Below are 12,063 nucleotides of genomic sequence, written 5' to 3'. Positions count from 1 at the left end.
TGCGCCCGTCACGGCGGGAATGCGATGAGGGGGGTCGCTGTTACACCACTCGTAGCTGGCATGCGCGAGTCAAGATCCTCGCGATGCGGGCGGAAGGAGGACCTCATGGCACGCAGCAGTGCGCGTCCCGTCGTCACGCTGAGGTCGACGGCCGGGACCGGCGTCACCTACGTGACGCGCAAGAACCGTCTCAGCGACCCCGACCGGCTCGTCCTGCGCAAGTACGACCGGGTGGCGGGTGAGCACGTTCCGTTCCGGGAGGAACGCTGAATCGATCCCGGCGTGACCGGGTGCGCAGTGGCAAGGAGGGAACACGCATGAGGCCCCGTATTCATCCCGAATCCAGGCCGGTCGTCTTCCGTGACCGGGCCGCGGACGTCGCGTTTCTGACGCGTTCGACGGCGCGCTCGTCGAGGACGATCGAGTGGGAAGACGGCAACACCTACCCGCTGATCGACGTCGAGATCTCGTCGGCCAGCCATCCGTTCCACACCGGGAACTCGCGGGTCGTGGACACCGCCGGCCGGGTGGAGCGCTTCGAGCGCCGCTACGGCCGCGCGACCTCGCCGCGGCACTGACCGCGGGCCTGCCGGCCCAGCAGAAGGAGAGCAGAGCTGTGAAGGTACGTAATTCCCTGCGCTCGATGAAGTCGAAGCCCGGCGCCCAGGTGGTTCGCCGGCGTGGTGTGACCTTCGTCGTGAACAAGAAGAACCCGCGTTTCAAGGCCCGCCAGGGCTGACGAAGCGCCCGGGGGTGCAGAAACACGGCCGGCCCGGTCCTCGCACGTGCGAGGACCGGGCCGGCCGCTTGTCGAGGGGCCGCGACGGCCGCGAGGCGCGGAACATGGAGCACCTGTAACGCATCTGACCCTCTGTCGAGGCCGGCCTTCCGCGTCTCGGGGGAACTCGTCCGGGGTGAGTCGACAAGGCGCTGCGTCGCGCCGGGCCGCGTGTTGGCTTCGATGGCCCAGCCGCGTGTGGTTATGTCGTGCCAGCGAAAGTGATGGCGATGGCAATCAGCCCGCCGTCACCTGCTGGCTTGCGGCACGTGCGCAAGGTCGTATCGGCGCTGTGAACCCCCGTATCTCGAGCAGACCCTTTTTGGGGGAGACGTGGTAGCAGGCCGATCGGACGCCGGTCCTCAGCGACAGTGCACTCACCTGGTCCTCACCTTCTCTTTCAGCCGATGCCGGGTGATGGCGGACACCTACTCCACAGAGGGTGAAGACGTTTCATGAAAGATGGCAACGAAGATTCGCGGGCGGGACGATCGCGCGGGAACCTGAGCAGGCGACGCCTTATTCAAGGGACAGCGGGCACTTTCGGTGCGGCTCTGGCATCCGCCGGCATCTATGAGATGATCGACACCATTGTAAAACCCCCGTACCGGGCCGCTGCCGTCGACAGCACGCCCGTCGAGGAACAGTACATCCTGCAGAACGAGCAAGTGGTCATGGTCGATGGCTCGGGCGTGAAGAGCAGCCATGGAAAGATTGCGGTCCGGGTGCCGGCCCTGCACGATCATGTCATTACCGCAAAGCTGAATGTGTCGGCGAATGCGAAGGCGTTGCAGGAGGCGCAGCACCACCTCGAGTCCGTCCTCATGGGTCTGGAGCGCGAGTTTCCGCCCACCCCCACAGGAGTGGCCGCCACGGTGGCCTGGGGACTTCCCTATTTCCACCATTACATCCCGACCCTGGGCAAGACATCGAGCTTCTTCAGGGCGGGAACATCCTACCCAGCGTATCTGCCGGTCGATTTGACGACCTCCAAGAAGGAGGGTCATACCGTGTATGCGCTGCAGGAGGCCAGGACGTTCCCCAGCGACCAGTCGCCGCCTGGCTTCGGGCCGGTCCGCATGGAACAGAATGACGTGGCCGTGCTGCTCCGCAGTGACTCGCTCGCCAATATCAAGGCAGCCAGCAACGCTCTCTTCGGGTCCGGCAGCAGCCGGGCAGGCAGCCTGTTCAAGGTGACGAGTATCCGCCAGGGATTCTCCGGTGGCGGCTTCTACGGGAAACAGGGTCTGCCGAGCAAGTTGGCGCTGGCAGCCGATATCCCCGGTGCGAAGTCCATTCCTCGGGAGGCGCAGGGCTTCCTGGGCTTCGCCACCACCCTGGATTCGAATATGGGACCAGGCGTCATCGCCAATCTGGAGACCCTGCCCGGCCTCACCGATCAGTGGCCCAATGGTTACTTCAAACAGGGGACCACGATGCATCTCTCGCATCTGTTCCAAGATCTGGTGACCTGGTACGAAAAGAACTTCCCTCAGTACGCGGATCGCGTCCAGGCGATGCTCCATCCCGGCCTCTCACCCGCGCCCTCGCCGGGCACGCTTGCCCTCCAACCGCCAGGTCAAAGTGAGGCCGAAGTGGCGCAAGGGGTCAAGCGATACCATTCGTACGGCCACACGGGAAGTATGTCGGAGGTGGACAGCACCACATCGCCGAAGACCAGCAACTACGGGAAGGCCTACCCGACGGGGACGACCATCCCGGTGCGCGGCGATTTCGATACGCTGGACAATCCATTCCACTACACATCCGATCCGACGGCGGACCACTACAGCAAGAAGCCGGCGGCCGGGCTGCACTTCATTCAGTTCCAGCCGACGACGGCGATCTTCAATATCGTTCGGCTCTCGATGGACGGCCACTATCCCGACAGGACACTCCCTGTCGAGCCGCGCAGCGCCCACGCAGGCATCAACTCGGTCCTGCACACGACTCACCGGCAGAACTATCTGGTGCCACCCCGTCGCCATCGCTCCTTCCCCCTTGCCGAGTTCCTTGCCTGACACGAGTCGCGCGCCGGGCCCTCTGCCCGCCACGTCACCGGACCGCCCCGTCATGCGGCTTGGGCCGGTGCCTACGCGGCCGGTGCGAGGGAGGGCCCTGACGCGCGTGGTGCGTCGCGGAACGTCCGCGTCTGCAAGCAGTGGTAGAGGGGCATGCCCGTCGGTCCGGAGGAGGTTCGCCAGCGTGCGCGCGTCGGTGGCATCGGACTTCGCTCGGGCGACTGTCTCCTACACGGTCGAGGGCACTTGGCGGCTGAAGCGGCATGGCTGGAGCCGGCAGCAACCCACTCGGCGGGCCATCGAGCGTGATGACGACGCGGTCGAGGTGTGGAAGAAGGAGACCTGGCCGCGGGTAAGAGCATCGCGGCGGAGCGCGGCACCTGGACTGTCTTCGAGGACGAGGCCGGGCAGTCGATGACTCCGCCGCGGGCCAGGACCTGGGGTCGGATCGGCCAGACCCTGGTTGTGCGGGTGCGGGTGCGGGGCCGGGGCTCCGGGCGGATGTCGAAGGCGGGGATGTCCTGCTCCAAGCCGGGCGAGCAGTCCCGGCTGATCTACGCGATCCGCGAGTACCGCGGTCGCAAGGACGAGCCGAAGGGCTTCGGCTGGCGCGACTTCCGCGACCTGATCGTCCGCGCCCGCATCCAGCTCGGCGGACCGATCGTGCTGGTCTGGGACAACGTCCGCCTGCACCTGACGGCGGGCATGCGAGAGTTCATCGACGCGAACGCCGAGTGGCTCACCGTGTTCCAGCTGCCCACGTATGCCCCTGACCTCAACCCGCAGGAGGGTGTGTGGTCGTTGGTCAAGCGCGACATCGGCAACCTTGCCGCGGCCGATCTCGGCCAGATCACCCGAGCCGTGAAGCGCCGCCTCAAGAGGATCCAGTACCGCCCAGAACTCGTTGACGGCTGCCTTACCGGAACGGGGATCACCCTCGCCTGACGGCCCGAGATGGTTTTCTCGTCCTTACGGGGAAACGACAATCGCGGCTGGTTCGGGCGGATAGAGGTCGAGCACGATGTCCAGTCCCAGGGCACCGACCTCGGCGAGCAGGTGAGCGGGCAGAACACAGCCTCCCTGACCGCTTTCGCTGCCGAATCCGAGAAGCAGCTCCAGGACGCAGTCGACGGACAGGCCGGCCAGCTCCTCGCGACGCCCGTCAAGAAGTTCGACTAGCGCTCGTACATGGTCCGTGAGGTCGGTGTCCTCAGGCAGTCCGCTCCGCCTGATCCAGACGCTGGTCTCCCGCCGAGCACTGGTTGGATTGCGGGGACTCATCAGGCTGTCCCGCTCGAACTGCTGGTCCGCCGTGATCCCCAGGCGCCCTGAGATCTCGTGGACGCTGACCGTTCGGCTTGTGATCCGGATCGACCCGGCCGACCACGTCGTGACCGGCCCGGCCGACTGCATCCTTAGGTCCTCTGGCACGTCCTCACGATCGCAGGACACCGGACGGGACGCGAGCACATTTTTCCCAGGTCTCAGGCGAGGGTGGAGGCAGACGGGACCGACATCACGAGCTCAGATTCAGTATCGCCGCCTCCTCGGATCAACCGCCGCCTGGACCGCCTTCGCCACCCACCTCGAGCACCCCAGCCGCTCACAGGAAGACGCGCACTCCGCGGGGGGTGGCTTCAGGGGGCGCAGACCCCGCTGCACGGTCCCAGCCACAGTGGACCGCAGCCGTAATCGGTCCAGTTGCACCACCACGGTGAGGCGTAGCACACCATGTCGCAGCTTCCGGTCCCCGCGCACTGGGAATTGCAGTCCATGACCTGGGCGCTCTGATCGCTCCGGGGCGCCGCGCCTTGCGTGTCGGCGGGTCCCAGCGTCATGAGGATCGTCCGCGCCTCGCTCTCGCCGAACGCCGCCACAGTCGCTGTCTCCAGCCCTTCGACGGCTGTTCCCTGCTTGCGCCCCGCGATGATCTGTGGTGCCAGCCGCGTCGCGTCGTCCAGGACGGCGGACTGCTCGGCCGACAGACCGGGGTGTGTCTTCCGGTAGTGCGCGAAGTGCGCCACCCACAGATCACTCCGGGCCGAAGCGGACAGCGCGCCGTAAATGGCGCGCCGGTAGTCCGCGGGGTGGGAGGCGAACTCGGAGTAGGCGGAGGGCAGTCGGTCGAGGTTGGCCTTCACCCATCGCGACGCCTTACTGCCCCTGGCGCGGGTCACGGCCTGTGCGGGTGACGCCGCGAGACCGCCGGTGACCAGAAACGTTCCGAGGGCCAGCCCCGGCACGGCCTTGAGGATTCCTCGACGGCTCGGGGGCCGCAGTGCGTCGAGGTCGCGGAGCGCACGCACCACCCGCAGCGAGTCCGCCGGCCCCAACAGCCGCGCCAGGCGGAGGGACAGCGCGGTTCCGGTCCAGGCCCGCACGCGGTCCCCGTCGACCGCCAGGAGGGTCGGGGCCCACGCAGCCCCGTCCCCCAGGGCGCGTGTGCGCAGGCCGCGAATACGGGGTTCCGTGAGGCCAGCGGTGGTCAAGGTGCCGTCGACGGACACGCGAACCCGATCCACCACCTCTTCGCAGAATCGGCAGTCGGCGTCGAATGCCAATATCCACTCGGTCATAAGGTTCTCCCCACGTTTTGCGACGACCCGTCCCATGGGTGCGCGGGTTCATGCCGACCCGTAGCGTGTCGTTCCGCACTCCGGCGGCCTTCGGGTCCACCTGAAGAGAAATCATTTGCCGAGGTATCTGGCAGCGTCCATGATTTCGACGAGGATCAAAACGTTTTGCATTCACGGGCCGTGGTTACGGGACGCATGCGTGACGACCAGAGCGTGCCGTACGCCGTACGGATCGCGAGGGTCGGGGCACCTCACCTCGGCCGGACGCTCCGGCAGGCCCGGGATCTCCCCGGGTACGGCACCGGGCTGCTCGCGGAGTTGATCACAGGCGAGGGGGACCGGCGTTGACACCGCAGGCACGGTTCATTCGCCCGCGGCTTCCCCGGCCTCCCAGCGAAGCAGGTCGCCTGGCTGGCACTCGAGCACCTCGCAGAGCGCGGCGAGCGTCGCAAAGCGCACCGCCTTGGCGCGGCCGTTCTTGAGTACCGCCAGGTTGGCGGGCGTGATCCCTATGCGGTCTGCGAGTTCGCCCACGGACATCTTCCGCCTGGCCAGCATCACGTCGATGTCGACGGCGATCGGCATCAGATCACCTCGTCCAACTCGGCCTGCATCTCCGCCGCTTCCACGTCGCGGGCGACGGCCTGGGCGAGCAGCATCCGCAGCACGAGCACGATGAGCGCGACCCCCAGGATGGCCACGCCGATCCCGCCCATGATGAGGGTGACGCCCGGGTCGTCCCGCTGGCCGGGCGCGTTCAGGGCCGCGACCGCGAACCACACGAGGGCAGCCGCGACGATCGCGCCGATGATGACGTCCACGTAGCGGAAGGCGGCGTGGGAGAACACGGTTCCGCGTCGCACCATCGTCACCAGTCGCCATACGCAGACCAGGGCCACCTGGGCCGCCCCGATGCCCAGGATCGTGATCACGCGCAGCGGGGTCAGCGGGAGCGCCCCGTCCTCCGGGTCATTCCCGCTGACCAACGCCCACACCATCAATGCCTGTACGAACACGGTGCCGGTGAGCACCACCACGAGCACGACGCGCAGCGCGCGCACTGTCAGCTTTCCCATGACCCAACCTTCCATCGAGATGCGATGGGAATCTATCGAATCTCGATAGGTGAAGCAAGGGCTGGGTCGGAGGGCGGGCGGCGCCTTCGCGTCATGGCCGGAGTTCCGGGGAGTCCGCCGTGTCCGAGCGCGAGCAGCCGAGAACAGCCGGCAGAGCCGCTCAGCGGACCCGGATGAACACCACGTCGTAACCGCTGTTCGTGGCACGGGACTTGACGTAGACCCCGTCGCTGCCGCCGTTGGGGTTGCCCGTATTGCCCTCGACAGTGGTGAAGGACGACCCGGACACCGTCCGCACGATGCCTATGTGCTCGTTGCCACCGGTGAAGTCACTTCCGCCGTCCCAGTCGAAGGCCACGATGTCACCCGGCTGCGGGCTGGTCGTCACCGACAGGTGGTAGTTGCCCGCCCGCGCCTGCTTGACCCAGCCCGAGACATAGGAGTTGCGGTAGGAGCTCGCCCCGGTCTGCTTGGCCACCCAGCTCACGAAGGTCGCGCACCAGGCGTAGTTGCTCGTGGACAGCGAGAGGCCCACAGCCGAGCCGTAGCTGTTCGCGCGGGCGCTGCCCTCGACGGTACCGACCTCGGCCTCGGCCACGTCGAGGATCTTGCCGTAGCCACCGCCGGGCGGGGGCGACGACGGCGGGGTGACCGCGCCGTACAGCGCGGCCTTGGTGTTCGGTCCCACATGGCCGTCGACCGAGAGACCCTTCTCGGCCTGGAAGTCCCTGACAGCGCTGTCGGTGAGCGGACCGAAGTCGCCGTCGACGGCGACGTCGGCACCGTGGTGGTTGAGCAGGCTCTGCAGTTCCGTGACGCAGCCGCTGCGCTGCCCCTTGACGATCTCGCTCGGGCACGAGGCGGAGTTCAGGTTGATCGGCGCGGGCGCGCCGTTGCCACCCCCGCCCCCGATGTTCGAGTACAGGGCGGCCTTGGTGTTCGGGCCGACCTCGCCGTCGGCGGTGAGGCCGCTCGCGGACTGGAACGCCTTCACGGCCGCCAGGGTCTGGGGGCCGAAGCTGCTGTCGACGTCGAGGCTCTGGCCCTTGCCGTTCAGCAGGGCCTGCAGCGTGGCGACACAACCGCCGCTCTGCCCCTCCACGATGTTGTCCGGGCAGGACGACGACCTCAGGTCCAGGCTCGTCGACGGTGACTCGTCGGTGTCGTACAGCGCCCGCTTGGTGTTGGTGCCGACCTGGCCGTCGGCCGCGAGGCCGTAGGAGGTCTGGAAGCTGCGGACGGCACTCGCGGTTCCGGCGCCGAAGTCGCCGTCCACGTCGACCGCGTAGCCGTGGTGGCGCAGCAGCCGCTGGAGCTCCGTGACGCATCCGCCCTTGTCGCCCTGGACGATGTTCGCGGGGCACGAGGAGGACTGGAGGTTGACGGGGGCGGGCGCCGAACCGCCGGTCGCGTACAGCTTGCTCTTGGTCGCGGGGCCCACCCGCCCGTCCACGGCGATCGCGGTGGCGGCCTGGTACTCACGGACCGCGTAGAGCGTGCTCGGCCCGAACTGACCGTCCACCACCAGACCGGCGCCGTGCGCGTTCAGCAGGTTCTGCAACTCCGTGACGCAGCCGCTCGCCTGGCCCTGCACGATCTCGTTGGGGCAGGACGAGGAGGTCAGCTTGATCGCGGGCGGCGCCGCCGCTGCCGCCGGACCGGCACCGAGTACGATGCCGGCCGAGACCATCGCCGCGGTGGCGGCGAACGTCCCGATTCGGATCCGCCACCCCGTGCCGGTGCGGTGCGTGTCCCGATGCCGTGAGCCCTCGTCTTCGGCGCGAACGAGGAATGCGAGTCTTCCCATGGCGGCGAGGTTCTCCTTCGGTTGCTGGAGCGTCGTCTGACGCATCGTCGGTGAGGGGCGGTCGTGCACGTCCGGGGTCTTCCGACCCGGCCCGCGTGTTCGAGCGGTCGGGGAGGACCGCGGGGACGAGAACGTGACGGGAGCGAGCGCACGCGTCCGCGGCCCGTCCTCGCCGGGCAAGGACGGGCCGGGTCGGTCATGCAACGGTCCGACCGGTCTGACCGGCCACTCCACGGCCTCCGACGGTCAGACCGGTCGGACCGGTCGGGAGGGTCGGACCCGTCAGGCGGCGAAGCGCTTGAACGCCGCGCGGGTGCCCGAACCGGCGATGCCGTCGATCGCGCCCGTGTAGCCGTAGTCGTCCGCCAGCAGACGCTGCAGCGCCTTGATGGTGTTGGTGCCGGGGTCCCCGTCGATGGCGCCCGTGTAGCCCCAGTACGTCGCGAGGCAGCGCTGGAAGGCCTTCCAGCTGTTGGTGCCCAGCTGACCGTCGATGGAGTCCGTGTATCCCCAGTAGTCCGCGAGGAACTCCTGGACGTTCTTGGCCTCGGCCGTGGTCAGACCGAAGTTCTGCGTCGCCGCCGCGGTGGCGGGGTGTGCGACCGCCGCCGTCCGCGTGGTGGTCGCGGTCGCCGCGTAGCTGGTGCCCGCGGTCGCCACACTGCCGGCCGCGAGGCCGGCAACGGCGATGAGGCCGGCGATGGTCCTGCCCAGAGCGTTCGGTCGCATGCGTTCCTCTTTCGGTCGTGGGTCGGCACCTGTCCCGCCTGGCGGGGAGGTGGCGAGACCAAAGGTGAAGGGCGCCCGGGCGCGGCGGCTACGGCTGTGGCGCAGGTGGCGGTGTTGCGGGACGACAACCCTTCTGACCTGCGACGACAGTATCCGGTGGGACGGCTGTGTGGGACACCTGTGACAGATGTGGCGGGCTCATGCAGAATGCGCAGCAGCGGAGGGGGCCGCTGTTCACGCTGATGACCGCATTGGGGGAAACATGCCGCGCTCCAAGGCGCTGCCCGATGAACTCGACCCTTGCGCAAGGCAGTTGGCGGAACGGTTACGCCGGCTGAAGGACCACGGCGAGCTGACCATGCGGCAGCTCGCCGCCAAGACCGACTACAGCGCCAAGTCGTGGGAGCGGTACCTGGGAGGTACGACGCTGCCGCCCCGGGCGGCGGTGGAGGCACTGGCCCGGATCACCGGCGCCGACCCCGTCCCCCTGCTCGCGTTGCACGAGATCGCCGCCGACATCCGGGACAGTCGCCGCGCCAGGCCCGTCGCACCGCCACGGCCCCCCGGACAGAAGGAGCAAGGGCAGCAGGAGCGGGACGCGGAGGGGGAGGGAGAGGGGGAGGAGAGACGGGAACAGGAGCAGTCGACGGGGCCGAAGGGGCCGGATCCCGGGGCACCGGCCGCACCGGTCGTGCTCACGGCGCCACCCGTCAACGGACCGCCCCCCGGCCGCTTCCCGCACGTCGCCCTCACGACAGGCGTCGTCGCCCTGACCGTGGCCCTCCTGGCGGCGCTGCTGCTCATGCTGCGCCTCGACGAGGACGGCACCCCGGCGGCGGTCGCCGCCCCGTCCGACACCACCGCGGCTTCGCCGCCGCCCTCCTACACATGCCGCATCACCCGCGTCGACGGCCGCTGGTCGGCAGGCATCAACAACGCCCGGAACACCGAGATCTCCTACGGCGCCACAGGTGCCGATGTCGCGGAGGCGCAGTGTCTGCTGCGCCGGGCAGGCATCTCGCCCGGCGGGATCGACGGCATGTTCGGCCCACTGACGCTGCGAGCGGTCAAGGCATTCCAGCAACGTGCGGGTCTGGATGTCGACGGCATGCTGGGGCCCCGCTCCTGGAAGGCCTTGCGCGGATGACGCCGAGCGCACCCTCACCGTCGGGCGCCCGACTGGCCGTGGCACTACGGCAGTTGAAGCAGCGCACCGGTCTGAGCCTGGCGCAGCTCGCGAACGCGACCACCTTCAGCAAGTCGTCCTGGGAGCGCTACCTCAACGGCAAGAGCTTGCCACCCCGCAGCGCGGTCAAGGAGTTGTGCCGTCTCGCCGGCGAACCCGCCGATCACCCGTTGGCGCTCTTGGACATCGCCCGGACGGAACGGACGGAACCGACGGAACGGACGGAATCGACGGAGCGGACGGAGGACGGTGGGGCGACGCGGGGGACGCCGGGTCGACAGCGCACGGGCACCCGAACGGACACACCGACTTCGGCCCTCGTCACCGCGCCGGCCGACACCGCCCAAGGTGAGACAGTCCCGCCCGACACCGGCCGAGGCGAGACAGTCCCGCCCGACACCGGCCAGGGCGAGACAGCACCGAGCGACGCGGGCCACACCCGCACCGGCCCGACCGGGCACCGGCGCGTAACCGTCCTCACCACCCTCGCGTCGGTCTGCGCCGTGGTGTTGGGGATGCTCGTGCTCATTTACCTTCCCCCGTCCTCGCGCGAGCAGGCGTCACCGTCCCCCACGCCCCCTCCGGCCACCGGGGCGCTCTGTCGGTACACCGCCTGTCAGAACAAGGACCCGATCGCGACGAAATGCGCCGCCGAGCCGTTGACCCTCGCCGAGCACGAGACCGGGTCGGGCGCCTGGATCCAGATTCGCTTCAGCCAGGAATGCGGCGCGACCTGGGTTCGGATGTGGGGCGCGGTCGTGGACGACCGTGTCGAGATGCGGGTGGGCGGTCGGGACGGCTCCCTCCGCGGCGCCCGGGTCACCAGCGACAACGAGGCCGACACCTACGTCCACACCACCATGAGCGTGGTCAGCCCCGGGACGTCCGTGCAAGCCTGCTTCAGCCCCGCGGCGGGCGGCGGCAATGAATGCTTCGAGACCCGCACGGACCAGGCCGTCTTCGCCCCTCTGGCAGAACGTACCGAGACGGGTTGAGTAGCCGTACTCATGCCCGGCGACCCCGGTGGCACGCACCATGGACCTCACACGGCACGACGCACGCCGAACACCGCACGCTGATGGACCGTCAGCGTCGTTTCAGGCCGCACGGCCTGGTCCGCATCGTGCCCAACCGGCCCCGCGTGTGCGGTGGTCGGTCTGCCGATCTTCTCGTCATGGGGGAATCACATGTCCAAGCGCCTCTTCGTGTCCGCGCTCGCCGGTGCCGTCGTCCTGGGTGGCGGCGCCGCTGCCACCGTCGCCCTCGTCGGAACCGCCGACGCGGCAGGTCCGACGGGAGATCCGGTGATCGGGAAGTCCTCCTCCGCACCGGTGGTCCTGGGGGACGGCGGCACCGACGCCCTCACGTTCACCACGTCCGTGTCCGACGACTCGGGCATCAGGAGCGTGAAGGTCCTTGCCTGGCCCAGGAGTTCGCGCCTGGCGCCCAAGGCGTCGGAGATGGCGTCCGTGGAGAGCGCCACGTGCCGGGCGTCCTCGGCGACCACGTCGGTGTGCACCTACCGGGCGCCGGCCGACGGGCGGAAGGACGCCGCCGGCATCCCGACCGGGACGTGGTACGTGGCGGTCCTCGTCACCGCCGAGGACCACGGCACGACGTTCTCCGCGAAGGCGTCGACCTTCACCGTCACGCGGCACGCGGACTGAGCGGCACACGATCGGCGTGGAACCGGCGACCGGCCCGCGAGGAAACGGGCCGTCACCGCCGCGTTGTGCCCCGTGGCGCTTCTCCGCTATAGTCGATCTTGAGCACGCCACCGGATCTCCGGTAGCGGGCCCGGCGTTGGTGGTCCAAGGAAAGACATCCCGCTTCCTGCGGGGAGATGCAGGTGCAAGGCCTGCCCGGCGCTCCACACAGCCCCGTCCTCCG

At 68.7% G+C, this 12,063-nt stretch carries 16 protein-coding genes; 10 read left to right on the top strand and 6 right to left on the bottom strand.

The window, feature by feature from the left end; all coding sequences use genetic code 11:
- The first annotated feature begins 105 nt into the window (after nt 1-105).
- From rpmG to OG199_RS02620, 6 genes are all read left to right on the top strand, one after another.
- Entirely contained in the window at nt 106-270 is a 165-nt protein-coding gene (rpmG, locus tag OG199_RS02645; RefSeq protein WP_153286939.1) for a 50S ribosomal protein L33, read from the top strand.
- Between the two features lie 47 nt (nt 271-317).
- Entirely contained in the window at nt 318-578 is a 261-nt protein-coding gene (locus OG199_RS02640) for a type B 50S ribosomal protein L31 (RefSeq protein ID WP_266707348.1), read from the top strand.
- Between the two features lie 38 nt (nt 579-616).
- Nucleotides 617-739: a type B 50S ribosomal protein L36 gene (gene ykgO, locus OG199_RS02635; protein ID WP_148014371.1), complete on the top strand. Its 123-nt coding sequence runs from the start codon at nt 617-619 to the stop codon at nt 737-739.
- Nucleotides 740-1,233: 494 nt separating this feature from the next.
- Nucleotides 1,234-2,799 (top strand): hypothetical protein, encoded by a 1,566-nt coding sequence (locus OG199_RS02630; protein ID WP_405827663.1) that lies wholly within the window; start codon nt 1,234-1,236, stop codon nt 2,797-2,799.
- Nucleotides 2,800-2,851: 52 nt separating this feature from the next.
- On the top strand, nt 2,852-3,217 hold the full coding sequence (locus OG199_RS02625; protein WP_405827661.1) for a winged helix-turn-helix domain-containing protein: 366 nt from the start codon (nt 2,852-2,854) through the stop codon (nt 3,215-3,217).
- The gene (locus OG199_RS02620) at nt 3,214-3,744 is read left to right on the top strand and encodes a transposase (RefSeq protein ID WP_405827659.1); all 531 of its coding nucleotides are present in this window, start codon (nt 3,214-3,216) and stop codon (nt 3,742-3,744) included. Before OG199_RS02625 ends, OG199_RS02620 begins: the two co-directional genes overlap by 4 nt.
- 24 nt (nt 3,745-3,768) lie before the next feature.
- Here OG199_RS02620 and OG199_RS02615 read toward each other — a convergent pair whose 3' ends face one another.
- Together OG199_RS02615 and OG199_RS02610 are read right to left on the bottom strand one after the other, a co-directional pair.
- Nucleotides 3,769-4,212, bottom strand: coding sequence for a DUF4279 domain-containing protein (locus OG199_RS02615; RefSeq protein WP_405834404.1), 444 nt, complete (start codon nt 4,210-4,212; stop codon nt 3,769-3,771).
- 224 nt (nt 4,213-4,436) lie between these two features.
- Entirely contained in the window at nt 4,437-5,306 is an 870-nt protein-coding gene (locus OG199_RS02610; protein WP_405827657.1) for a bacteriocin fulvocin C-related protein, read from the bottom strand.
- A 264-nt stretch (nt 5,307-5,570) separates the two neighbouring features.
- Here OG199_RS02610 and OG199_RS02605 point away from each other — a divergent pair, with 264 nt between their 5' ends.
- Nucleotides 5,571-5,723, top strand: coding sequence for a hypothetical protein (locus OG199_RS02605; protein WP_356808930.1), 153 nt, complete (start codon nt 5,571-5,573; stop codon nt 5,721-5,723).
- A 15-nt stretch (nt 5,724-5,738) separates the two neighbouring features.
- On the opposite strand, the gene OG199_RS02600 is transcribed toward OG199_RS02605, so the two are convergent.
- From OG199_RS02600 to OG199_RS02585, 4 genes are all read right to left on the bottom strand, one after another.
- Complete coding sequence (locus tag OG199_RS02600) at nt 5,739-5,960, bottom strand: helix-turn-helix transcriptional regulator (protein ID WP_356808931.1); 222 nt, start codon at nt 5,958-5,960, stop codon at nt 5,739-5,741.
- Nucleotides 5,960-6,451, bottom strand: a complete 492-nt coding sequence (locus OG199_RS02595; protein WP_356808932.1) for a DUF2975 domain-containing protein — start codon at nt 6,449-6,451, stop codon at nt 5,960-5,962. The genes OG199_RS02600 and OG199_RS02595 overlap by 1 nt, the downstream gene beginning before the upstream one ends.
- Before the next feature lie 160 nt (nt 6,452-6,611).
- A complete protein-coding gene (locus tag OG199_RS02590; protein ID WP_405827654.1) occupies nt 6,612-8,258 on the bottom strand; it encodes a peptidoglycan-binding protein in 1,647 nt (548 codons plus the stop codon).
- Between the two features lie 282 nt (nt 8,259-8,540).
- Nucleotides 8,541-8,987, bottom strand: coding sequence for a peptidoglycan-binding domain-containing protein (locus OG199_RS02585; RefSeq protein ID WP_356808934.1), 447 nt, complete (start codon nt 8,985-8,987; stop codon nt 8,541-8,543).
- Nucleotides 8,988-9,249: 262 nt separating this feature from the next.
- Between OG199_RS02585 and OG199_RS02580 the strand changes: the two genes are divergently transcribed.
- The 3 genes from OG199_RS02580 (at nt 9,250) to OG199_RS02570 (ending at nt 11,840) form a co-directional block, all read left to right on the top strand.
- On the top strand, nt 9,250-10,134 hold the full coding sequence (locus OG199_RS02580; RefSeq protein WP_401804559.1) for a peptidoglycan-binding protein: 885 nt from the start codon (nt 9,250-9,252) through the stop codon (nt 10,132-10,134).
- Nucleotides 10,131-11,168 carry a helix-turn-helix domain-containing protein gene (locus OG199_RS02575; RefSeq protein WP_405827652.1) on the top strand — a complete coding sequence of 346 codons (1,038 nt, stop codon included), beginning with the start codon at nt 10,131-10,133 and terminating at the stop codon, nt 11,166-11,168. The genes OG199_RS02580 and OG199_RS02575 overlap by 4 nt, the downstream gene beginning before the upstream one ends.
- 192 nt (nt 11,169-11,360) lie before the next feature.
- Nucleotides 11,361-11,840, top strand: a complete 480-nt coding sequence (locus OG199_RS02570) for a DUF5707 domain-containing protein (protein WP_405827650.1) — start codon at nt 11,361-11,363, stop codon at nt 11,838-11,840.
- The last annotated feature ends 223 nt before the right edge of the window (nt 11,841-12,063 follow it).

Source organism: Streptomyces sp. NBC_01176 (assembly GCF_045039825.1).
Lineage (GTDB): Bacteria > Actinomycetota > Actinomycetes > Streptomycetales > Streptomycetaceae > Streptomyces.
Note: the sequence above shows the minus strand (reverse complement) of the source record. Positions and strands in the feature narration are given on the sequence as shown.